Annotated in this window: 22 protein-coding genes; 13 read left to right on the top strand and 9 right to left on the bottom strand. The window is 71.1% G+C overall.

All coding sequences use genetic code 11. From position 1 onward, the window contains the following. Window positions 1-488: hypothetical protein (locus tag SSP08S_RS35325; protein WP_019072363.1), on the bottom strand; the 488-nt coding region annotated here is incomplete at its 3' end. Window positions 489-695: 207 nt separating this feature from the next. Between SSP08S_RS35325 and SSP08S_RS35320 the strand changes: the two genes are divergently transcribed. Then, entirely contained in the window at window positions 696-2,078 is a 1,383-nt protein-coding gene (locus SSP08S_RS35320) for a hypothetical protein (protein WP_019072362.1), read from the top strand. Between the two features lie 30 nt (window positions 2,079-2,108). Here the strand turns inward: SSP08S_RS35320 and SSP08S_RS35315 are convergent, their stop codons facing one another. The 3 genes from SSP08S_RS35315 to SSP08S_RS35305 form a co-directional block, all read right to left on the bottom strand. Beyond that, a complete protein-coding gene (locus SSP08S_RS35315; RefSeq protein ID WP_019072361.1) occupies window positions 2,109-2,591 on the bottom strand; it encodes a VOC family protein in 483 nt (160 codons plus the stop codon). Window positions 2,592-2,650: 59 nt separating this feature from the next. After that, entirely contained in the window at window positions 2,651-3,628 is a 978-nt protein-coding gene (gene rarD, locus SSP08S_RS35310; RefSeq protein ID WP_019072360.1) for an EamA family transporter RarD, read from the bottom strand. A gap of 135 nt (window positions 3,629-3,763) precedes the next feature. Further along, window positions 3,764-4,618 carry an SDR family oxidoreductase gene (locus SSP08S_RS35305; RefSeq protein ID WP_019072359.1) on the bottom strand — a complete coding sequence of 285 codons (855 nt, stop codon included), beginning with the start codon at window positions 4,616-4,618 and terminating at the stop codon, window positions 3,764-3,766. Window positions 4,619-4,707: 89 nt separating this feature from the next. On the opposite strand from SSP08S_RS35305, the gene SSP08S_RS35300 reads away from it, so the two are divergent. From SSP08S_RS35300 to SSP08S_RS35290, 3 genes are all read left to right on the top strand, one after another. Beyond that, window positions 4,708-5,118 (top strand): winged helix-turn-helix transcriptional regulator, encoded by a 411-nt coding sequence (locus tag SSP08S_RS35300; protein WP_019072358.1) that lies wholly within the window; start codon window positions 4,708-4,710, stop codon window positions 5,116-5,118. Window positions 5,119-5,354: 236 nt separating this feature from the next. After that, on the top strand, window positions 5,355-5,870 hold the full coding sequence (locus SSP08S_RS63740) for a DUF6082 family protein (RefSeq protein WP_019072357.1): 516 nt from the start codon (window positions 5,355-5,357) through the stop codon (window positions 5,868-5,870). Window positions 5,871-5,961: 91 nt separating this feature from the next. Further along, entirely contained in the window at window positions 5,962-6,222 is a 261-nt protein-coding gene (locus SSP08S_RS35290) for a hypothetical protein (RefSeq protein ID WP_043259900.1), read from the top strand. Between the two features lie 65 nt (window positions 6,223-6,287). Here SSP08S_RS35290 and SSP08S_RS35285 read toward each other — a convergent pair whose 3' ends face one another. The 3 genes from SSP08S_RS35285 to SSP08S_RS35275 form a co-directional block, all read right to left on the bottom strand. Continuing rightward, on the bottom strand, window positions 6,288-7,367 hold the full coding sequence (locus tag SSP08S_RS35285) for a 2-oxoacid:ferredoxin oxidoreductase subunit beta (protein ID WP_019072355.1): 1,080 nt from the start codon (window positions 7,365-7,367) through the stop codon (window positions 6,288-6,290). Further along, on the bottom strand, window positions 7,360-9,297 hold the full coding sequence (locus tag SSP08S_RS35280) for a 2-oxoacid:acceptor oxidoreductase subunit alpha (protein WP_019072354.1): 1,938 nt from the start codon (window positions 9,295-9,297) through the stop codon (window positions 7,360-7,362). The genes SSP08S_RS35285 and SSP08S_RS35280 overlap by 8 nt, the downstream gene beginning before the upstream one ends. Window positions 9,298-9,546: 249 nt before the next feature. Continuing rightward, window positions 9,547-10,206, bottom strand: a complete 660-nt coding sequence (locus SSP08S_RS35275; protein ID WP_026179104.1) for a response regulator transcription factor — start codon at window positions 10,204-10,206, stop codon at window positions 9,547-9,549. Between the two features lie 225 nt (window positions 10,207-10,431). On the opposite strand from SSP08S_RS35275, the gene SSP08S_RS35270 reads away from it, so the two are divergent. Continuing rightward, window positions 10,432-11,421, top strand: a complete 990-nt coding sequence (locus SSP08S_RS35270; protein WP_019072352.1) for a quinone oxidoreductase family protein — start codon at window positions 10,432-10,434, stop codon at window positions 11,419-11,421. A 56-nt stretch (window positions 11,422-11,477) separates the two neighbouring features. Here the strand turns inward: SSP08S_RS35270 and SSP08S_RS35265 are convergent, their stop codons facing one another. Continuing rightward, window positions 11,478-12,821 (bottom strand): sensor histidine kinase, encoded by a 1,344-nt coding sequence (locus SSP08S_RS35265; protein ID WP_019072351.1) that lies wholly within the window; start codon window positions 12,819-12,821, stop codon window positions 11,478-11,480. Between the two features lie 138 nt (window positions 12,822-12,959). Beyond that, complete coding sequence (locus SSP08S_RS35260; protein ID WP_019072350.1) at window positions 12,960-14,177, bottom strand: sensor histidine kinase; 1,218 nt, start codon at window positions 14,175-14,177, stop codon at window positions 12,960-12,962. Window positions 14,178-14,436: 259 nt separating this feature from the next. Between SSP08S_RS35260 and SSP08S_RS35255 the strand changes: the two genes are divergently transcribed. From SSP08S_RS35255 to SSP08S_RS35220, 8 genes are read left to right on the top strand one after another with little or no spacing between them, the layout of a single operon-like run. Further along, a complete protein-coding gene (locus SSP08S_RS35255; protein WP_019072349.1) occupies window positions 14,437-14,883 on the top strand; it encodes an NADH-quinone oxidoreductase subunit A in 447 nt (148 codons plus the stop codon). Continuing rightward, the gene (locus tag SSP08S_RS35250; protein WP_019072348.1) at window positions 14,874-15,530 is read left to right on the top strand and encodes an NADH-quinone oxidoreductase subunit B; all 657 of its coding nucleotides are present in this window, start codon (window positions 14,874-14,876) and stop codon (window positions 15,528-15,530) included. The genes SSP08S_RS35255 and SSP08S_RS35250 overlap by 10 nt, the downstream gene beginning before the upstream one ends. Next, the gene (locus SSP08S_RS35245) at window positions 15,527-17,032 is read left to right on the top strand and encodes an NADH-quinone oxidoreductase subunit C (protein ID WP_019072347.1); all 1,506 of its coding nucleotides are present in this window, start codon (window positions 15,527-15,529) and stop codon (window positions 17,030-17,032) included. Before SSP08S_RS35250 ends, SSP08S_RS35245 begins: the two co-directional genes overlap by 4 nt. Next, window positions 17,029-18,000 carry a complex I subunit 1/NuoH family protein gene (locus SSP08S_RS35240; RefSeq protein WP_019072346.1) on the top strand — a complete coding sequence of 324 codons (972 nt, stop codon included), beginning with the start codon at window positions 17,029-17,031 and terminating at the stop codon, window positions 17,998-18,000. The genes SSP08S_RS35245 and SSP08S_RS35240 overlap by 4 nt, the downstream gene beginning before the upstream one ends. After that, window positions 17,997-18,740 carry a NuoI/complex I 23 kDa subunit family protein gene (locus tag SSP08S_RS56460; protein ID WP_019072345.1) on the top strand — a complete coding sequence of 248 codons (744 nt, stop codon included), beginning with the start codon at window positions 17,997-17,999 and terminating at the stop codon, window positions 18,738-18,740. The genes SSP08S_RS35240 and SSP08S_RS56460 overlap by 4 nt, the downstream gene beginning before the upstream one ends. Continuing rightward, window positions 18,737-19,465, top strand: coding sequence for an NADH-quinone oxidoreductase subunit J family protein (locus SSP08S_RS35230; protein ID WP_019072344.1), 729 nt, complete (start codon window positions 18,737-18,739; stop codon window positions 19,463-19,465). The genes SSP08S_RS56460 and SSP08S_RS35230 overlap by 4 nt, the downstream gene beginning before the upstream one ends. After that, on the top strand, window positions 19,465-19,869 hold the full coding sequence (gene nuoK, locus SSP08S_RS35225) for an NADH-quinone oxidoreductase subunit NuoK (protein ID WP_019072343.1): 405 nt from the start codon (window positions 19,465-19,467) through the stop codon (window positions 19,867-19,869). Before SSP08S_RS35230 ends, nuoK begins: the two co-directional genes overlap by 1 nt. Next, complete coding sequence (locus SSP08S_RS35220; RefSeq protein ID WP_019072342.1) at window positions 19,866-21,860, top strand: NADH-quinone oxidoreductase subunit 5 family protein; 1,995 nt, start codon at window positions 19,866-19,868, stop codon at window positions 21,858-21,860. Before nuoK ends, SSP08S_RS35220 begins: the two co-directional genes overlap by 4 nt. The last annotated feature ends 5 nt before the right edge of the window (window positions 21,861-21,865 follow it).

Below are 21,865 nucleotides of genomic sequence, written 5' to 3'. Positions count from 1 at the left end.
TCGGTGTCGCGGGGCGGCTCACCGCTCAGATCGCCGAGCCGCCAGGCCGGTACCCAGGGCACCCGGTACACGTCGATCACCGACTCGATCGCCTTGACGTACGCGGCGAGCTCGCGCGGCAGTCGCCCCGGCGCGTCCGCGACGAGGACCACCGCGTCGAGATCCAGGCCGGGCGGCGCCGCACCGCGCCGGAACATCTCCACGGCCCGCAGGACGGACGCCAGCCCGGCCGCGTGCGTACGGGCGACGAACAGCACCGACGGCGGGTCCTCGGGCCCGGGCCAGTCGCGTCCGCAGTCCTGACCGCCGTAGACCGCCGTGAGGGTGGTGACGCCGGCGCCGCCGTGGGTGGCGACCCAGGAGAAGCGGCGCGGGGAGGCGGGGATACTGGAGACGCGCCCGGGTGCTTCCGGTGCCCGCGCGTGCGGACCGTCGTCCACCGGTCCGCGGAGCCAGATCTCCGGCCCCCGCCGTCCACCTGTCTGCATGACCGAGCTCCTCCCTCGTGGCCCCCGCCGGATCCTCACGGTCTCCGAACGGGCGCGACGGGTCCGGGAACTCCTGGGACGAGGCTGTGACGTCGCGGTGACCTGAGAACCGGAAGGGAACGGCGAGACTCAACAGTACGCGTACGAACGGATCTTGACGCTGGGGAGCGCCGGCCGGCCCCCCGGCGCATGCGAGTGAGGGAACCGATGTCTCGACTCAGCCGCGAGAAGAAGCGGGAACAGAAGCGAGCGGCACGCTCGGCACCCGCGGCGTCACCCTTCGAGGTACGCGTCCCCGCGGACGGCCCGGGCGCGGGCGGCGCGTCGATCGGCGGCGTGCCGGTCACCGTGCCCCCGGGCGAGGAGATCCAGCAGGTGGTCCTGACCCACCTCCACCGCATCGCCACGGCCACCGGCCACCCCGTCCACGCCACGATCCACGACGACCGCATCGGTTACGTCGTCCCCCTCCAGATGGACCTGGACGGCTCCACGCACTTCACGGCGGAGCCGCGGGCGACGGGAGCGACCGGGGGCGCGGCAGGGGTGGGCGAGATGCCCGCGCTCCCGCCTGCCCCTCCGTCCGCGCCCGCAGCGGTCGTAGCGGCGGAGCGGGAGCCCGAGGACCGTCTTCCGGGTGGTGACCCGGCCACGCATCGGCTGCGGGCGGTGCCGGTGCCCGAGCCGGAACCGGAGGGTGGGGCGGCCGGGCAGGTGGTCCCGACGTTCCCCTTGCGGGCCGTGCCCGAGTCGGCGGGGGAGACCGCGCCGACGTTTCCCCTGTCCGCCGTACCGGAGTCGGCGGGGACCGGCACACCGCTCGGCTCGGTCCAGCCGCCGACGGGGCAGTTCGGCCCGCCGCCGAGCATGGACGCTCCGCCGCGGGCCCTGCCCGTCCTTCCGCCGGTCGCGGACGCACCGCCGGTCGCCGCGGAGCGGCTTCCGTTCACGGCGGAGCCACTTCCCTTCACCGCTGAGCGTGCCCCCCAACCCGCGCCCGCCCCCGCCCCCATCCCCGACCTCGTGTTCACCGCTCCCGAACCGGACCCCAAGCCGACGCCCGCCCGTGGCTTCGACGCGGTGGCCGAGGCCGTGCTCGGGGACGATCCGGTGGTGACCGCCGGAGAAGGTGTCGCGTTTCTCGCGGAGCCGATGGCGCTGATCAACGAGGCCGTGAAGGCGGGCCGGATCGAGGAGGCGGCCGGGCTCGCGGAACGGACCGTGGACGAGGCCGCCGGCGCCCTCGGGCCCGACCACCTCGAAGTGCTGCGGCTGCGCGAACTCACCGCCTACATCGCCTACTTGGCCGGTGACCCGGTCCGCTCCTTCCACCTCTCCCTCGACCTCGCCGGCATCCGCCACCGCGCCCACGACGCGGAGGGCGCCTACGGCAACGTCCAGAGCGCGGCCACCGCCTGGCGCGCCGTACGCGACCCCGGGCAGGGCCTGTCCCTGGGCCGCGCCCTGATCGACCTGTGGACCGAACTCGCCACCGAGGACGGCCCCGCCGTCGACGACATCGAGCAACTGGAGTCCGCCCGCGCCCGCATGGGCCGCCTCACCGAACGCGCCCGCCGGGCCGCCGACTGAACCCCGCCGCGGGGAGGCCGCGGGAAAGGCCTACGACACGCAGAACTCGTTGCCCTCCGGGTCTGCCATCACCACCCACGCGCCGGCGGGCTCCGACACCTGGCGCAGCACGCTCGCGCCCAGCCCCGTCAGCCGTTCGACCTCGGCCTCCCGCCGTCCTTCCCCCGGATGCAGATCGATGTGCAGCCGGTTCTTGACGGTCTTCGCCTCCGGCACCCGCTGGAACAGCAGCCGCCGGCCGAGCCCGGTGCCGCGCTCCTTGTCGTACGGGTCGTCGGGATGCCGTACGGCCATCAGGTCGCGGAAGGCCGGGCGGCCGTGGAACTCGACGGTCGCGGCGGCGGGCAACGCGCCCAGTCCCAGGAGCCGTTCGACGAGCGCGCCGTTGTCCTCGGCCTCGTAGTGCAGCGCCGCGGCCCAGAAGTCCGCCTGCGCGTGCGGGTCGGCGGCGTCGATGACGAGCTTCCAGTGGACCGGGGCGGGGGTGCCTGTCGGCTCGGGAGTCTGTGTCATGCCATCCACTGTGGCACCCGGCGCTGACAGTCGCCGCCGACCTGGGTGGGTCCGCCGCGCTACGCCTCGACCGGGTCCACCGGGTGCGGGTCCCGCAGGACTGTGACCGCTGCCGCCGCCGCTGCGGCCTTGCCCTTCCGCGCAGTGCGCCACGCGTCCGTCGTCAGCAGGACGAGGGCCAGCCACACCAGCGCGAAGCCCGCCCAGCGTGCGGGTGGCATGGACTCGTGGAAGTAGAGGATGCCGAGCAGGAACTGGAAGACCGGTGCCAGGTACTGGAGCAGGCCCAGCGTCGACAACGGCACCCGGATCGCCGCCGCGCCGAAGCAGACGAGGGGGAGTGCGGTGACGATGCCGGTGGAGGCGAGCAGCGCGGCGTGGCCGACGCCCTCCTGCGCGAAGGTCGCGTCGCCGTGCGCGCCCAGCCACAGCAGATAGCCGAGCGCCGGCAGGAACTGGATCGCGGTCTCCGCGGCCAGCGACTCGATGCCGCCGAGGTTGACCTTCTTCTTCACCAGGCCGTAGGTCGCGAAGGAGAAGGCGAGGCAGAGGGAGATCCACGGCGGCTGTCCGTAGCCGACGGTCAGCACGATCACGGCGGCGAGACCGACGCCGACCGCGGCCCACTGCACCGGGCGCAGCCGTTCCTTCAGGAGCAGGACGCCGATCGCGATGGTGACGAGAGGGTTGATGAAGTAGCCGAGCGAGGCCTCGACGACATGGCCGCTGTTCACGGCCCAGATGTAGACGCCCCAGTTGACGGTGATGAAGCCCGCGGCGATCGCGACGAGCCCCAACTTCCGTGGCTGGCGCAGCAGTTCGCCGATCCAGGCCCAGCGCCGGACCACGAGCAGCGCCACGACGACGAAGGCGAGCGACCACACCATGCGGTGCGCGAGGATCTCGGCGGCGCCGGCCGGCTTGAGCAGCGGCCAGAACAGCGGGACCAGTCCCCACATGCCGTAGGCCGCGAAGCCGTTCAGCAGCCCTATGTGGTGCTGTTCGCCCTTCGGCCTCCCGCTCGGCTTCCCGCTCACGGGCCCCTCCTTCGCGCGCCACGCCCCGGCCGCGTCGGTGCAGCCTGCACGAAGGTAGCGCCGAGCGCCCCCGTCTGTCATGCCCGTATCGCCATACGGTCATGACAGGCGGGGGTGCCCCGTGCGCGGGCGGTGTCAGCCCTTGAGCGCCAGCGCGATCGACTCGGCGATCGGCGTGGTCGGACGGCCGGAGAGACGGGACAGGTCACCGGTCGCGACGACCAGCTCGCCCTTCTCGATGGAGGCGTCGACACCCGCGAGGATCGCGGCGAACGGCTCGGGCAGCCCGGCGCCGGTGAGGATGCCGACGAGGACCTCGCCGGGGACGTTGTTGTGGGCGATCTCCTTGCCGGTCTGCCGGCTCAGCTCGGCCGCGTACTCGGCGAAGCCCCAGGCCTCGTCGCCGCCCAGTTCGTACGTCTGGTTCTCGTGGCCCTCGCCGGTCAGTACGGCGGCGGCGGCCGCGGCGTAGTCGGCGCGGGAGGCGGAGGAGACCCGGCCGGCACCGGCGGCGTTCACGACGGCGCCGTGCTCCAGGACCGGGGCCAGCTGCTCGGTGTAGTTCTCGTTGTACCAGCCGTTGCGCAGCAGGGTGTACGGCAGACCGGAGGCGAGCAGGGCCTCCTCGGTGCCGCGGTGGTCGTCGGCCAGGGCGGCGGTGAGCGAGCCGGGGGCGCTGGTGTACGCGAGCAGCGCCGCGCCGGCGGCCTTCGCGGCCTCGATGACGACCTTGTGCTGCCCGACGCGGCCCTTGTCGAACTCGTTGCCGGAGATGAGCAGCACCTTGTCGCCGGCGGCGAAGACGGAGCCGAAGGTCTCCGGGGCGTTGTAGTCCGCGACCACGATCTTCACCCCGCGCTCGGCGAAGTCGGCGGCCTTCTCCGGGGTGCGCACGACGGCGGTGATCTGGTCGGCCGGAACCTTCTCCAGCAGCTGTTCCACGACGAGGCGGCCGAGGTGGCCGGTGGCTCCGGTGACGACGATGCTCATGATGACAACTCCTTGTGGGGTGCGATGGCACTAACCCTAGGAGGTGCGCTAACTCTGGGAAAGTACCCACTTTGAAGTAAGGTACTGGCATGACGGTAAGCAGCGAGGTGGCAGACAAGGTGGCGGGCAAGTACACCGTGGGCGCGGTCATGTGCCCGTACCGCCTGGTCCTGGAACACGTGACCTCCCGCTGGGGCGTCCTCGTCCTCATCGAACTCCTCGACCGCCCCTACCGCTTCAGCGAACTCCGCCGGGCGGTCGGGACGGTGCGGCAGGTCAGCGAGAAGATGCTGGCGCAGACCCTCCAGACCCTGGAACGCGACGGCCTGGTCCACCGCGACGCCAAGCCCGTGATCCCGCCGCGGGTCGACTACTCCCTCACCGACCTGGGCCGCGAGGCGGCGGAACAGGTACGGGCGCTGGCCCTGTGGACGGAGTCACGCATGGGGGAGGTCGAGAAGGCGCGGGAGGCCTACGACGAGGCGAAGAGCCGCGGCTGAGCAGCGCGGACGCCTCCGGCACAGGAATGCGGCGGGCGCTCGCCGGGCACACAGATGTCAGGGCGCCGGTTGACATGAGCGGCACGTCCATCCATGCGCCCCCTCTCCGCCTCTCACGCTGTCTTGAATCGCGGGGCATGCTGGGGGCGGGGCGTTGTGCCCAACCGCGCGCCGGTTTCTCGTGCCGCCCACGAGTCCGCAGGCCGACGTTCGGATGCCTGACTCGGGGGTTCGCATTGGCCACAGAGAATTCGGATGGGCGAAGGAACGATTCAGCTGGAGGGGACGGTGCCGGCGGTCTGGAGCCGCTGGTACGCGAGCTTCTCCGCCAGGTCGCGTCCCTCGCCGAGGAGCTCCGGAACGCCAACCTGATTCAGCTGCATCGCATCGCCGAGGCACAGACGGACCGCGCGATCGCCGATCCGCTGCTGGCGGAGGCCATGAGCACCCTGCCGGATCCCTCGGGAAACAGGCGTCGGCAGTTGCTCTTCGCCAACATGCAGTACGCGAAAATCCTGCTGAACCATCGCGTGGGTGCCATCGGGCGGGACGAACTCTTGGGCCACCTACGCGTGTTGTGCCGCAACCTCGTCTTCCAGGAGTACTGGGAACTGACCCGCGACCATCGCAAGAGTCTGCCGCGCGAGTCGCTGGAGGCGACTGTGGGCAGGGCCGTTGACGCGATCATGGATGAACTCAGGGATGACCCCGACGAATGGTGGGTCGTCGGACCGGACACGGAGCCCACTTGATCCAGGTGTAACCCACGTGACCTGGGGTAGCTTCTATCGTTTGGGGCTGGGGGGCCCAGAGTTGGGGCCCGGTAAGGAAGAGGACGCCTCAGTGCCAAGCAAAGAGTCCCGGTCTGTCCGCATCACTCGCCGTCTCGGCGACTCTCCCCGCCAACGAGGCTCCTTGACGGGCGAAACGTGCCCGGACCTCTTCGAGTTGAGTGACGGCAACTTCGCGGTGATCGGGACCGACCGGACCGAGGAGCTCGACGCCCTGCTCCCCGCCGACGCGGCCCGAGCCGACTATGAGCGCATCGTCGTCATCACCCGCGACACCCTTCTGCGGGCCAAGCGGGACATCCCCGAGGCCTGACCTGTACGACACCGAGGGCCGGGATGCGAGATCCGCACCCCGGCCCTTCCGTATGACCGGAACCGTCAGCCCACCACAGTCCAGGTGTCCCCGCCGGCGAGCAGCGCGGCCAAGTCACCCTTCCCGTTCTGCACGATCGCCGAGTCGAGCTGGTCCGCCATCTGTGTGTCGTAGACAGGCCGCTCCACCGACCGCAGCACACCGATCGGCGTGTGGTGCAGGGTGTCCGGGTCGGCCAGGCGGGACAGGGCGAAGGCGGTGGTCGGGGACGTCGCGTGGGCGTCGTGGACCAAGATCTGGGACTCGTTCTCCGGCGTCACGTCGACCACCTTCAGGTCACCCGTCGTCGCGTCCCGTACGACGCCCCGCGCGCCGTCCGCGCCGAATCGGATCGGCTGTCCGTGTTCGAGGCGGATCACCGCCTCCTCGGCCTGCTGGCGGTCCTTCAGCGCGTCGAAGGCGCCGTCGTTGAAGATGTTGCAGTTCTGGTAGATCTCGACCAGGGCGGTGCCGGGGTGGGCCGCCGCCTCGCGCAGGACCTGGGTGAGGTGTTTGCGGTCGGAGTCGATCGTGCGGGCCACGAAGGACGCCTCCGCGCCGATCGCCAGCGACACCGGGTTGAAGGGGGCGTCCAGCGAACCCATCGGCGTCGACTTCGTGATCTTCCCGACCTCCGAGGTCGGCGAGTACTGGCCCTTCGTCAGGCCGTAGATCCGGTTGTTGAAGAGGAGGATCTTCAGGTTCACGTTGCGGCGCAACGCGTGGATCAGGTGGTTGCCGCCGATCGACAGCGCGTCGCCGTCGCCCGTCACCACCCAGACGCTCAAGTCCCGCCTGGACGAGGCGAGTCCGGTCGCGATGGCAGGCGCGCGGCCGTGGATCGAGTGCATTCCGTACGTGTTCATGTAGTACGGGAAGCGGGAGGAGCAGCCGATGCCGGAGACGAAGACGATGTTCTCCTTGGCGAGACCCAGTTCCGGCATGAAACCCTGCACCGCCGCGAGGATCGCGTAGTCACCGCAGCCGGGGCACCAGCGCACTTCCTGATCGGACTTGAAGTCCTTCATGGACTGCACTGCCTCGGCCTTGGGGACGAGCGAAAGTGCCTCGATCGTGCCCGTGCCTTCCGTGGACGTCTCAGCCATCGATGGCCTCCTTGAGAGCCGTGGCGAGCTGCTCAGCCTTGAACGGCATGCCGTTCACCTGGTTGTACGAGTGCGCGTCGACCAGGTACTTCGCCCGGACCAGCGTGGCGAGCTGGCCGAGGTTCATCTCGGGGATCACGACTCTGTCGTAACGCTTCAGGACCGCGCCGAGATTCCGCGGGAAGGGGTTGAGGTGGCGCAGATGCGCCTGGGCGATGGACTCGCCGGAGGCGCGCAGGCGCCGTACCGCCGCCGTGATCGGGCCGAACGTCGAGCCCCAGCCGAGGACCAGCGTGCGCGCCTCGTGCGGGTCGTCGACCTCCAGGTCCGGTACGTCGATGCCGTCGATCTTGGCCTGCCGGGTGCGGACCATGAAGTCGTGGTTGGCGGGGTCGTAGGAGATGTTGCCCGTGCCGTCCTGCTTCTCGATGCCGCCGATGCGGTGTTCCAGGCCGGGCGTGCCGGGGACGGCCCAGGGGCGGGCGAGGGTCTGCGGGTCGCGTTTGTAGGGCCAGAAGACCTCGGTGCCGTCGTCCAGGGTGTGGTTCGGGCCCTGGGCGAACTGGACGGTGAGGTCCGGGAGTTCGTCGATGTCGGGGATGCGCCAGGGCTCGGAGCCGTTGGCCAGGTAGCCGTCGGAGAGGAGCATCACCGGGGTGCGGTAGGTGAGCGCGATCCGCGCGGCCTCGAGCGCCGCGTCGAAGCAGTCGGCCGGAGTGCACGGGGCGACGATCGGGACCGGCGCCTCGCCGTTGCGCCCGAACATCGCCTGGAGCAGGTCGGCCTGTTCGGTCTTGGTCGGGAGGCCGGTGGAGGGGCCGCCGCGCTGGATGTCCAGGATGAGGAGCGGGAGCTCGAGGGAGACGGCGAGGCCGATGGTCTCCGACTTGAGCGCCACACCCGGGCCACTCGTCGTCGTCACGGCCAGCGAGCCGCCGAAGGCCGCGCCCAGTGCCGCGCCGATGCCCGCGATCTCGTCCTCGGCCTGGAAGGTCCGTACGCCGAAGTTCTTGTGCCGGCTCAGCTCGTGCAGGATGTCGGAGGCCGGGGTGATCGGGTACGAGCCGAGGAAGAGCGGCAGGTCCGCCTGCTGGGACGCGGCGACCAAGCCGTAGGACAGGGCGAGGTTCCCGGAGATGTTGCGGTAGGTGCCGGTCGGGAACGCGGTGGCGGCCGGGGCGACCTCGTAGGAGACCGCGAAGTCCTCCGTCGTCTCGCCGAAGTTCCAACCCGCCCTGAACGCCGCGATGTTGGCCGCCGCGATCTCGGGCTTCTTCGCGAACTTCGACTTGAGGAACTTCTCGGTGCCCTCGGTCGGCCGGTGGTACATCCACGACAGCAGGCCCAGCGCGAACATGTTCTTGCTGCGCTCGGCCTCCTTGCGGGTCAGGCCGAAGTCCTTGAGCGCCTCTACGGTCAGGGTGGTGAGGGGGACGGGGTGGAGGCTGTAGCCGTCCAGCGAGCCGTCGTCGAGGGGCGAGGCGGAGTAACCCACCTTCTGCAGCGCCCGTTTGGTGAACTCGTCCGTGTTGACGATGATCTCGGCGCCGCGCGGCACATCGGCGATGTTCGCCTTCAGGGCGGCCGGATTCATCGCGACCAGCACGTTGGGCGCGTCGCCCGGGGTCAGGATGTCGTGGTCGGCGAAATGCAGTTGGAACGACGAAACCCCCGGCAGGGTGCCTGCGGGGGCGCGGATCTCGGCCGGGAAGTTCGGCAGTGTGGAGAGGTCGTTCCCGAAGGACGCCGTCTCCGAGGTGAAGCGGTCACCGGTGAGCTGCATACCGTCGCCCGAGTCACCGGCGAACCGGATGATCACCCGGTCCAGGCGGTGGACGTCCTTCACCCCCGCCGGTTTGCGTTGCTCCCCGACCAACGTGCTGTCGGCTCCGTCGGCCTGTTCCGCTGGGCTACTGACCTGGCTGGTCACTGAACTGGACCTCCTCTTCGAGGACGCTGTCCGGGCATGGTCGAACCGCCGACCCTCCCAGGATCAACCCTACGTCCGTAAGGGTCGCCTTCCTTGGGCCGTTCGCATGATGGACGCTGTTTTGAGACGGCTTGACAACCTGACTTGTCATGATTTCTCGCCCCCCGACGCTTCCCTTGAAGACGCTCCTCATGCATTGTCCGGTTCTCGGCTCGACTAACGGCTGATGTCTGACACGGTGTCAGTTTGTCAGGAGTTGAGGTAGGTGAGGACGGCCAGAACACGCCGGTGATCCCCGTCACTCGGCGACAGTCCCAGCTTCAGGAAGATGTTGCTGACGTGCTTCTCGACCGCGCCGTCGCTCACCACCAGCTGCCGGGCTATCGCGGAGTTCGTCCGCCCCTCCGCCATCAGGCCCAGCACCTCGCGCTCCCGCGGGGTGAGCCGTACCAGCACGTCCTGCTTGCGGCTGCGCCCCAGCAACTGCGCGACCACCTCCGGGTCCAGCGCCGTACCCCCCGAGGCCACCCGCACCACCGCGTCGACGAACTCCCGCACCTCCGCCACCCGGTCCTTCAGCAGATAGCCCACGCCATGGGTGGAACCGGCCAGCAGTTCGGTGGCGTAGCGCTCCTCCACGTACTGCGACAGCACCAGCACACCGAGACCGGGATGCGCCTTGCGCAGCTCCACGGCCGCCCGTACGCCCTCGTCCGTGTGGGTCGGCGGCATCCGCACATCGGCCACCACCACGTCCGGCAGCGCGCCCTGGTCGGCCAGCTCGGTGATCGTCTTGACCAGCGCGTCCCCGTCGCCCACCCCGGCCACCACGTCGTGTCCGCGGTCGGTCAGCAACCGGGTCAGGCCCTCCCTCAGCAGCACTGAATCCTCGGCGATGACCACCCGCACCCTGTCCTCCACGATGTTCGGCCCCCCATAGCCCGCCCTGCCCGTCCGCGCGACAAGTCCAGCATTCCAGTATTCGGACCGCGGTGCGTCCGGGCGAGTGGATTTCGGACCGGGCGCGCCCCTCCGGAGGGCCGGAATAGAGACAGGAGATCGCAGGTTTCGGCTTTCCGCACGACCCGGTCCCGATCACCGGGCACCGGGCACTCGACACGGAGGGGTGGGCCCATGCGGGCGAGCGCGTTCAAGGTGACCGGCGGACCGGAGGTACTGCGCCTCGTCGACCTCCCCGACCCCGAGCCGGGCCCCGGCGAGATCCTCATCCGCGTCGCCTACGCCGGCGTCAACTACGGCGAGATACAGCACCGCCTCGGCGACTTCGGCGAGCCCGACGGCGAGACCGTCACAGGCCTGGAGGCCTCCGGCCGGGTGGCGGCCCTGGGCGAGGGCGTGACCGGGTTCTCGGTCGGCGACCCGGTGACGGCGTACCTCCCGGACGGCGGGGGCTACGCGGAGTACGCGGTGGCTCCGGCGACGTTCACGTTCCCGCTCCTGGTCGGCCTCGATCTGCGTACCGCCGGTGGTGCCGCGCTCGTTCTGACGACGGCCTACGGCGTGCTGGTCGGCGCGGCTCGCATCGCCCCCGGCGACACGGTTCTCGTCCACGCTGCGGCGGGCGGTGTCGGTGGTGTGGCGGCGCAGCTTGCCCGGGCGTTGGGGGCCTCCGAGGTCTACGGCACCGTCAGCACGCCGGAGAAGGCGGAGTATGCGCGCCGTTCGTTCGGCTACGACGAGGTGTTCGTCCGTGAGGGCTTCCCCGAGGCGGTCCTCGCGGCCACCTCCGGCCGGGGCGTCGACATCGTCCTCGACCCGGTCGGCGGCCCCACCCGGCTGGCGAGCTTCGAGGTCCTGGCCCCCTTCGGCCGCGTCGCGGTCTACGGCGAAGCGGCCCGTCACCCCGACCTCCAGCTCCCCGTCCTCCCGATCTGGAAGAACAACCGCACCCTCACCGGCTACAACATCGGCGACCTCGCCCGCCGCGCCCCGGACACGGTGCGCACCCACGCGCTCGCCGCACTGGCACTGGCCGCCTCCGGTGCCGTACGGATCGATGTCACGGAGGAGTACGCGCTGGCGGACACTGCGGAGGCGCACCGGCTGCTGGGGGAGGGGCGGAACCGGGGGAAGGTGGTGCTGGCGGTGGGTGATCCGGCGTAGGCGCGTGCCGTGGGCCCGGGGACATCCCGGGTCCACGGCACGCTCGTGGTCGGTGCTCAGCCCCGCCAGGGCAGTTCCGCCGTGATCCTGGTCGGGCCGCCCGCCGGTGAGTCGACCACCAGGATGCCGTCCACCGCGTCCAGCCGACCGGCGAGACCGGCCAGCCCCGAACCGCCGGAGGCATCCGCGCCGCCCACCCCGTTGTCCACGACCTGGAGCATCAGCCGGTTCTCCACCCGCCACACGTCGACCGCCGCCCAGGTGGCCTTCGCGTGCTTGCTGATGTTCTGCAGCAGCTCGGAGACGGTGAAGTAGGCGATGCCCTCGATCGCGGCGGCCGGCCGCGACGGCAGGTCCACGTCCACCTTCACCGGCACCGTGCAGCGCGAGGCGACGGAGGACAGGGCCGCGTCGAGCCCGCGGTCGGTGAGGACGGCGGGATGGATCCCGCGGGCCAGGTCCCGCAGCTCCTGCAACGCCGTCTTCACCTCGCCGTGCGCCTCGCCCACCATCCGCGCTGCGGCCTGCGGGTCCTCCGTCAGCTTCTCCTTCGCCAGCCCCAGATCCATGGCCAGAGCCACCAGCCGGGCCTGCGCCCCGTCGTGCAGATCGCGCTCGATGCGCCGCAGATCCGCCGCCGCCGTGTCGACCACGACCCCCCGGTCCCACTCCAGCTCCACGACCCGCGTCGCCAGCTTCGACGGTCCCAGCAGCCCGTGCACCATCAGCCGGTCCACCATCGTCAGCGCCCGTACGATCCACGGCGTGGCCAGCGTGAACAGCAGTCCGACCAGCGCGGTCACCGTGATCTCGAACGGGTTGTCGAGGTAGATCCGGTGCTGCCCGTCGCCGTAGAGCTGGAGGCCGCCCTGGCCGCCGTACATCGGGAAGAGCCAGAACCACAGCGGGTACGTCAGCAGGGCCCAGCCGTAGGCCCAGAAGTTGAGGGCGACGACGAAGGAGAAGACCGCCCACGGGAAGTGCAGCACCGCATACAGGAGGTGGCGCCAGGATGTGCCGCTCTTGAGGACGGCGCCCATCCAGGCCATCGGGCCGTTCTTCCTCATCCGCAGCGGCTCGGGGTCGGCTACGTCCAGGCCGAGCAGCCGGCGGGCCCGAGCCCGCTCCAGCGCGCCGAAGCCGCGGCAGCCGGCCAGGGCTCCCGCCAGGACCGGTACGCCGAGGAACGTGATCAGCAGGCCCGCGCCCAGCGACACCATCGTGATCGCGTAGGTGAAGAGCATGATGCTGATCGGCAGACTCAGCAGTACGTATCCGAACTCGCGCCAGCTGCGTGCCTCCAGGGGTGCGCGCAGCGCGGCCGGCAGCCGGTGCCGACGCCGCTCGTCGAGGCCGACCGTGCCGTGCGATCCGTACCCCTGTCCGTACTCCGTGGCCATCGGCGTAGTCCTGTCCTAGTCGTCCGCCCGCTCGCGCGGTCGGGTGGTTTCCGCAGCCCTGCTGTCGTATCTCCACACTGCTCGGTCGCAGGTCCACGGGCCATGGAGTCCGTCGGCGTCCTCGGAGGGGGGTTTTCCCTACCCCCGGCCCGGCTCGGCGGTCCGGGGTCGCCAGGGCAGCTCCGCCGTGACCGTCGTGGGGCCGCCCGGCGGGGAGTCGAGGACGAACAGGCCGTCCACGGCGCCCAGCCGCTCGGCGAGGCCGCGCATGCCGGTGCCGCCGTCGAGGCGCGCGCCGCCGCGGCCGTCGTCCCACACCTGGATCAGCAGCCGGTCGTCCGCCCGCCACACGTCCACCGACGCGGTACGGGCGCCACTGTGCTTGCTGATGTTCTGCAGCAGCTCGGACACGGTGAAGTACGCGATCCCCTCGATCGCCGCCGCAGGCCGTGCCCCCAGCTCGGCCGTCACCTTCACCGGCACCGTGCAGCGCGAGGCGACGGAGGACAGGGCCGCGTCGAGCCCGCGGTCGGTGAGGACGGCGGGATGGATCCCGCGCGCCAGGTCCCGCAGCTCCTGCAGCGCGAGCTTCACCTCGCCGTGCGCCTCGTCGACCATCGCCGCGACATGCTCGTCCGCCTGCCCCTCCAGCAGCTTCTCCTTGGCCAGACCGAGTCCCATGGCCAGATTGACCAGCCGGGCCTGCGCCCCGTCGTGCAGATCCCGCTCGATCCGCCGCAGATCCGCCGCCGCCGTGTCGACCACGACCCCCCGGTCCGACTCCAACTCGGCGATACGGCGCTCCAGTTCGTCGGAGGGGGACAGGAGACCGCGCACCATCGCCCGGTCCACGTTCGTCAACCCCCGCGCGATGAACGGCAGCACCGGCCACAGCACGAACAACGACGTCAGCGTGATCGTGAAGGTGGCGATGCCCCACGGCAGCCGCATCCCGTCGTACAGCACCGTCCGCCAGCCCACCGGATCCTTCAGCGCCATCCACACCCGCTGCACCAGCCCGCCGCCCTTGCGCAACGGCAACGGGCTCGGCTCCTCGATCCGCACCCCGAGCAGCCGCCGGGCCCGGCCCCGCTCGAACTTCCCGATCAGCCGCGCGCCCATCAACCCCAGCGCGAGCAGCGGGAACCCGACCACGGTGACGGTCAGCCCGCCGCTGACGGACAGCATCGTCACCACATAGACGAAGCCGAACACCGACACCGGCAGATTCGTCAGGAGATGCGCGATCTCCTTCCAGGTGTGTCTGTCGTAGGCGAAGCGGGCCGGCGGCAACGGCTCGTCGAACTTCTCGCCGCCGGAGGCCGCCGGGTCGGCGTAGGGGATGCGTACGGTCATATGGGCCAGCGTGCCGCGCGAGCGGCCCCGACGCCATGAGGTCCGCCGCCCCGGTTCCCTGGGGAAAACCCCACCATCACCCCTATCTCGTCATTCCGACCGGATCCAAAGCCGCGACGGGCTGCTTACCGCCCCTTTAACAGGGCCTAGACTCCCGTGCGTACACATCGTCGAACACAGAGTTCACATGGGTCACCGGGGCATCGGAGCGGGCCTGTAGCGGGCCTGTGGGGAAGAGGAGGGGTCGGACTTGCGGGAGATGGTGCAGGGGACCTTGCCGGACGGTTCGCCGGTGACCTCGCCGGTGGCCCTTCGGGAACAGACCGCGGTCGTCGCGGCGGACTACTTCCATTCCTACTCCGTCGTGGGACTGCTCACCGCCGTCGGCGTGCTCTTCGTCGCCGTGGCCTTCGGCGCCGGCCGCCTGCTGCGCCCGGTCGTCCCCACCCCCGAGAAACTCCTCACCTACGAGTGCGGCGTCGACCCCGTCGGCGAGGGCTGGGCCCACACCCAGGTCCGGTACTACGTCTACGCGTTCCTCTACGTCATCTTCGCCGTCGACTCGATCTTCCTCTTCCCCTGGGCCACGGTCTTCGCCGCCCCGGGCTACGGCGCGACCACCCTCGTCGAGATGTTCGTCTTCCTCGGCTTCCTCACCGTGGGCCTGCTGTACGCATACAAGAAGGGCGTCCTGACATGGACGTGACCCCCGAGTCTCGTGAGCCCGTCCTGCTGCCGGAGCCGAAACGGCTGGGAACCCTCGCCCGCCTCGCCCCCGAGCCGATGAAGGTCGTCCTCAACTGGGGCCGCCGCTACTCCCTCTGGGTCTTCAACTTCGGCCTCGCCTGCTGCGCCATCGAGTTCATCGCCGCGTCCATGGCCCGCCACGACTTCATCCGCCTCGGCGTGATCCCCTTCGCCCCCGGCCCGCGCCAGGCCGACCTGATGGTCGTCTCCGGCACGGTCACGGACAAGATGGCCCCCGCCGTGAAGCGCCTCTACGAGCAGATGCCCGAGCCCAAGTACGTCATCTCCTTCGGCGCGTGCTCCAACTGCGGCGGCCCCTACTGGGACTCCTACTCCGTCACCAAGGGCGTCGACCAGATCATCCCGGTCGACGTCTACGTCCCCGGCTGCCCGCCCCGCCCCGAAGCCCTCCTCCAGGGCATCCTCAAACTCCAGGAGAAGATCGCCCGGGAGTCGCTGGGGGAGCGGTACGGCGTGGCCGGCGCCCGGCCCTCGACTGCGGCACTGCAGAGCGGGTTGGTGACGGCGCCGTCGCCGGTGACTGGCGGGAGTTCGGCCGCGACCGAGGAGCCTCCCTCCAACTCCGGCTCAGGGGACGCCCGATGACCGCCGTCGGCTGGCTGCCCGCGTCCACCGAGGAACTCTTCGGTACGGAGGCCACGGCCGAGGAGTCGTACGAGCTCCTCACGGTCGACGTACCGCCCGCCACCTGGCTCGCCGCCCTGCGCACCGCCCGCGACGACCTGGGCTGCACCTACTTCGACTGGCTGAGCGCGGTCGACGAACCCGGCACCGGCTTCCGCGTCTCGGCCCACGTCGTGGCGCTGTCACCGGTACGCCGACTCCTCGTCCGTACGACGGTCCCGCACGAGGCCCCGGTACTCCCCACCGCCGTCGACGTCTACGCGGGCGCCGCCTGGCACGAACGCGAGACCCACGAGATGTTCGGCGTCGACTTCGAGGGCCACCCGGGCCTGGACCACCTCCTCCTCCCGGAAACCTTCGAAGGCCACCCCCTCCGCAAGGACTTCGTCCTGGCGGCCCGCGTGGCCAAGGCCTGGCCCGGCGCCAAGGAACCGGGCGAGTCCGACCACGGCGGCCCCAAACGCCGCCAGATGCTCCCGCCCGGCGTCCCCGACCCGAACGAATGGGGCCCCCTGAAGGGCCAACTCCCACCGGCACCGGCCCGCCCCGCCCGAGGCGCCGCCCGAGCGGCGGGCGACCGCCCGGTACGAGGAGAGGGCGGGACCGGCGACCGCCCGGTGCGCGCGGCCGCGGGGGAGCGTCCGGCCCGAGCGGCTGGCGACCGTCCGGTCCGGCGCGCCCGTACGGCGTCGGAGGGCTCGGCGAGCCAGGCGACGCCGGCGCCGGAGACAGAGGGTGCGGTGCCGCCGGCCGAGGGGCAGGCGGCCAAGGGCGCCTCTGCGGTGCCGCCGGCCGAAGGTGGGCCTGCGGTGCCGCCGACCGGGCCGCGCCGGGCGCGGAGTGCGAGCGAGGGGTCGGCGAGCCAGATCCGCGAGGCGGGGACTGGGGCCGAGGCAGGGACCGGAACTGGGACCGGAACCGGGACTGGGACCGAGGCTGGGGCTTCGGTCGGCGGGACCACGGTCGGGGAACCGGCCTCAGGAACCCCGGCCACACCGCGCCGCGCCCGCAGCGCCTCGGAAGGCTCGACGAGTCAACTTCCGACGGGCACGGCAACCCCCCGACGGTCACGCAGCGCAAGCGAAGGCTCAGCTTCACAGCAGGGCCCGGCCCCGGTACCGGCACGGGAGGACACCTCCACCCAGCCCCCCACCGCACCCCGCAGCCCGGACGCACCGTGGCACCACGCCCGGCCGGCCTTCGACGAGCAGGCATCCCAGCCGGAGTCCGAGCCGGAGCCGGAGTCGGACGCGAATCCGCAGCCGGAATCCGAGCCGGACTCCACGACGAGGCCGGCCGACGAACCGTCAGCCGAAGCCGAAGCCGAAGCCGAAGCCGAAGCCGAAGCCGAAGCCGAAGCCGAAGCCGAAGCCGGGGCCGACCCGACCGCAGTCGATCCAACCCCCGAAGGCCAAGCCCCCGAAGACCCGACCCCCGACACCCCCGCAGGAGGCCCGCAGTGAACGACGCGCTCGACGTCGCCCTGCGACTCCTGATCGTCTTCGTCGTCTTCCTCACCTTCCCCCTCATCGTCGGTCAGACCGAGCACAAGGTGATGGCCCACATGCAGGGCCGCCTCGGCCCGATGTACGCCGGTGGCTTCCACGGCTGGGCCCAACTCGTCGCGGACGGCGTCAAGTTCGCCCAGAAGGAAGACATCGTCCCGGCGGGCGCGGACCGCCGTATCTTCCAACTCGCCCCCGCCGTCGCCCTCCTTCCCTACCTGCTCGTTCTCCTCGCCATCCCGATCGGCCCGGGCGAGGGCGCCGTCGGCCAGGTCCTGGACGCGGGCATCTTCTTCGTCCTCGCGGTGATGGGCGTGGGCGTCCTCGGCTCCCTCATGGCCGGCTGGGCCTCCGCCAACAAGTTCTCCCTCCTCGGCGGCCTCCGCACCGCCGCACAGCTCCTCGCCTACGAACTCCCCATGCTGCTCACCGCCGCCTCCGTGGCGATGGCAGCGGGCACGGTCTCCCTCCCGGGCATCCTCGACGCCTTCCACTGGTGGTGGCTGCCCTGGCAGATCGTCGGCGCGATCGTGTTCTTCGTGGCGGGCCTGGCCGAACTCCAGCGCCCTCCCTTCGACATGCCCGTCGCCGACTCCGAGATCATCTTCGGCGCCTACACCGAGTACACCGGTCTCCGTTTCGCGCTCTTCCTCCTCGCCGAGTACGCCGGAATCGTCGTCCTGTGCGGTCTGACCACCGTCCTCTTCCTGGGCGGGTGGCACGGCCCGTGGGGCGCGGACGGCCTCGGCTGGGTGTGGACCCTGCTGAAGACCGCGCTCCTAGCCTTCGTCGTCATCTGGCTCCGCGTCACCTATCCCCGGCTGCGCGAGGACCAGCTCCAGAAGCTCTCCTGGACCCTCCTCGTCCCCCTCTCCCTCGCTCAGATCGCCCTCACCGGCATCGTGAAGGTGGTGTTCCTCCAGTGACCCCGTTCCCCGGCTCCGGGCTGGCCAAGGGCCTGGCCGTCACCCTCCGCACGATGACGAAGAAGACCGTCACCGAGCAGTACCCGGACACCCAGCCAGACCTCCCGCCCCGCACCCGCGGAGTCATCGGCCTGTTCGAGGAGAACTGCACGGTCTGCATGCTCTGCGCCCGTGAGTGCCCCGACTGGTGCATCTACATCGACTCCCACAAGGAGACGGTCCCGGCGGCGGTCCCCGGTGGCCGCGAGCGCAGCCGCAACGTCCTCGACCGCTTCGCCATCGACTTCTCCCTGTGCATGTACTGCGGTATCTGCATCGAGGTCTGTCCTTTCGACGCCCTGTTCTGGTCCCCGGAGTTCGAGTACGCCGAGACCGACATCCACGAACTCACCCACGAACGCGACAAGCTCCGCGAGTGGATGTGGACCGTCCCGGCCCCACCTGCCCTCGACCCCGGCGCGGAGGAGCCCAAGGAGATCGCCGCGGCCCGCAAGACCGCGGAGAAGCTGGCCTCGACTCAGGCGGCAGCGGCATCGGCAGCGACGGAGGCCGCGGAAGCGGCCCGGGCCGCGGAGGTCACCGAGGCCGCAGGGGTCACCGAGGCCGCAGGGGTCACCGAGGCCGCAGGGGTCACCGAGGCCGCGGAGAGCGCCGGGGCCGCGCAGACCGCACCCGAGCCCACCGACCCCGGCCACGTCGAGTCGGCCTCGCCCACCGACCCGCCGGAGGGACAGTCGTGACCCTCGCCGCCACTGCTGCCACCGCCACGGCACCCCTCGCCGCCGCCCACACCCACGGCTTCCTCTCGCCGACCGGCGTGGAGATCTCCTTCCTCCTCGTCGGCCTGGTCACCTTCGGCGCCGCCCTCGTCACCGTCGCCACCAAGCAGCTGGTGCACGCCGCCCTGTGGCTCGTGGTGGCCCTCGGGGGCATCGCCGTCGAATACCTCCTGCTCACCGCCGAGTTCATCGCCTGGGTGCAGGTCCTCATCTATGTCGGTTCCGTCGTCGTCCTCCTTCTCTTCGGTCTGATGCTCACCAAGGCCCCCATCGGCCGCTCCCCGGACGCGGACTCCGGCAACCGCTGGGCCGCCCTCACCGTGGCCGTCGCCGCCGCGGCGGCCCTGGTGTGGGTCGTCGTCGACGCCTTCCGCGCGACCTGGACGGACCTGGACGGTCCGGCCGCAGGCTCCACCGCGGTGACCGGCGCGAGCCTGTTCCAGAACTGGGTCCTCCCCTTCGAGGCCCTCTCCGTCCTGCTCCTCGCGGCCCTGGTCGGCGCGATCGTCCTGTCCCGCAAGTCGAAGGCGGAGTCGAGCTCTCCCCCTGTGAACTCCCGGCCCGCGACCGGTAGTTCCCCATCCGTCCCGGATTCCCGTAATCACACGATCGGGCGAAAAGGCGCGGTTGAGGGCAACGGTCCCGCCGCCCCGAACAACCCGACCGAGCAGGAAGGAGCCCGCTGATGCACCTCGTCTATCCCGCCGTGCTCGCCGCCCTCCTCTTCTGCACGGGCCTCTACGGCGTCCTTGCCCGCCGCAACGCGATCCTCGTCCTGATGTCGGTCGAGCTGATGCTCAACGCCGTCAACCTGAACCTGGTCGCCTTCGACGTCTGGCTCAGCCGGACCGCCGAGGACAAGCTCCACTCCGGCCAGGCCCTGACGCTGTTCACCATCGCCATCGCCGCCGCCGAGATCGGCATCGGCCTGGCGATCGTCCTCGCCGTGTACCGAGCCCGCGGCACCTCGGACATCGACAAGCTCCGCGACACCGCCGAGGGCCACGAGACCGACGGCCCCGACAGCGACCCCGCCGGCAGCGACGGCAACGAGCCCCCCGCGGCCGAGAAGGCTGAGGCCACCGCGTGACCACGACCACCCTCGCCGTCCTCGTCCCCCTCCTTCCGTTCCTGGGCGCCGCGGCCGGCCTGCTCCTGGGCCGCACCGCCCCCGGCTTCGTCCGCCCGCTCGCCGTACTGCCGACGCTCGCCGCGCTCGCGCTGGCCGCGATCGTCGCCGTACGCCAGGGCGGCCACGCGTCCATCGACTCCGCCGCCGAACTCACGCCCACCGGCTCGGTGCCGATCGAACTCGCCCTGCACATCGACGGCTTCGCCGCCCTCGTCGCCGTGCTGGTCTGCTTCGTCGCCACCTGTGTGCAGATCTACTCGACGGGCTATCTGCGCGACGACCCGCGCTACCCCTCGTACGCCGCGCTCGTCTCCCTCTTCACCTCCGCGATGCTCCTGGTCGTCTACTCAGGCGACCTGATCGTGCTGCTGGTCGGCTGGGAAGTCATGGGCATCTGCTCCTACTTCCTGGTCGGCCACTACTGGGAGACCCCGGAGGCCCGCGCCGCCTCCATGAAGGCCTTCCTCGTCACCAAGCTCGGCGATGTCCCCTTCCTGATCGGCCTGTTCGCGCTCGCCACCGACGCCGGGTCCTTCCGCATCACCAAGGTCCTCGACACCGTCGCGAGCGGCGGGCTGCACCACCCGACGCTGATCGCCCTGCTGCTCCTGGCCGGTGTCGCTGGCAAGTCGGCGCAGTTCCCGCTGCACACCTGGCTCCCCGACGCGATGGCCGGCCCGACCCCTGTGTCCGCGCTGATCCACGCCGCGACGATGGTCGCCGCCGGTGTCTACTTCGTCGCCCGTCTCCTCCCGGTCTTCGAGGCCTCCTCGGCCGCGATGGTCGTCCTCGCCGTCATGGCCGCCGTGACGATGGCCGGTTCGGGTCTCGCCGCGCTCGCCCAGGACGACATCAAACGCGTCCTCGCCTACTCGACGATCGGCCAACTCGGCTACATGACCGGCGCCCTCGCCGTCGGCGACCGCGGTGCAGCCGTCTTCCACCTCCTGTCCCACGGCGCCTTCAAGGCGCTGCTCTTCCTCGCCGCCGGCGTGATCATCCATGCCTCCGGCACCAACTCACTGGCCGCCATGTCCCGCATGGGCAACCTGCGCGCCCGCGTCCCCGACGCCTTCTGGACGATGACCGTGGCGCTGCTCGCGCTCGCCGCGATCCCGCCGTTCAGCGGTTTCTTCTCCAAGGAGTCCGTCCTCGGCGCCGCCGAACACGCGGCCACCGAGCACACCTCGCACATCCCCGGCGCCGCGGGCTGGATCGTCCTCGTCGCCGGGGTGCTCACGGCCCTGCTCACCGCCGCGTACGCGACACGCCTGTGGCTGCTCGCCTTCCACGGCAAGGGAGTCGAGGCCCCCGACCACGGCAGGCAGCCCGTGGTGATGAACGCCGTGCTGTGGGTGCTCGCCGTCCCGTCCCTCGCCCTCGGCGGGCTCGCCTACCGCGTGCTCCCCGACTGGTTCGACGGCCGCGACCTCACCCCGACGCTCACCACATCCGTACTCGGTACGGGTGTCGCGCTCGTCGGCGGCATCGTCACCTACGGAGCCTGGCGGCACACCACCGCGCTCGCGGCCCGCGCACCGATGGGTGCGGTCGCGGCCCACCCGGAGGGCGACGCGGGACTGGTCGAGGCGGAGGCCATCGCAAGCCATACACCTGCCTACGGAGACGTGGCCTCGGCAGCCGACCCGGCGGACCCGGGCCGCCTCCTGCTCGGCCCGCTGCACCGCCACGCGGCCACCGGCTTCCACCTGGACGCCGTCTACGGAGCGCTGTTCGTCCGCCCCGTGCTCGCGGCGGCGAGCCTCGTCCGGTTCCTCGACCGCGAAGTCGTCGACACCTACGTACAGGGCGCGGGCACCCTGCCCCGCCTCCTCGGAGCCGCCGTACGGCGCGCTCAGACCGGCAATCTGCAGACCTATGTGAGCGCGCTGCTCGCCGGCACCGTCGTCCTGACGGTCGCCGTCCTCCTCGTCGCCACGGGAGCGTGAGCAGG

This window comes from Streptomyces hokutonensis (genome assembly GCF_000376565.1).
In the GTDB taxonomy this organism is placed as follows: Bacteria; Actinomycetota; Actinomycetes; order Streptomycetales; family Streptomycetaceae; genus Streptomyces; species Streptomyces hokutonensis.
The sequence above is the reverse complement of the archived record's forward strand: the minus strand, read 5'-3'. Positions and strand labels throughout refer to the sequence as shown.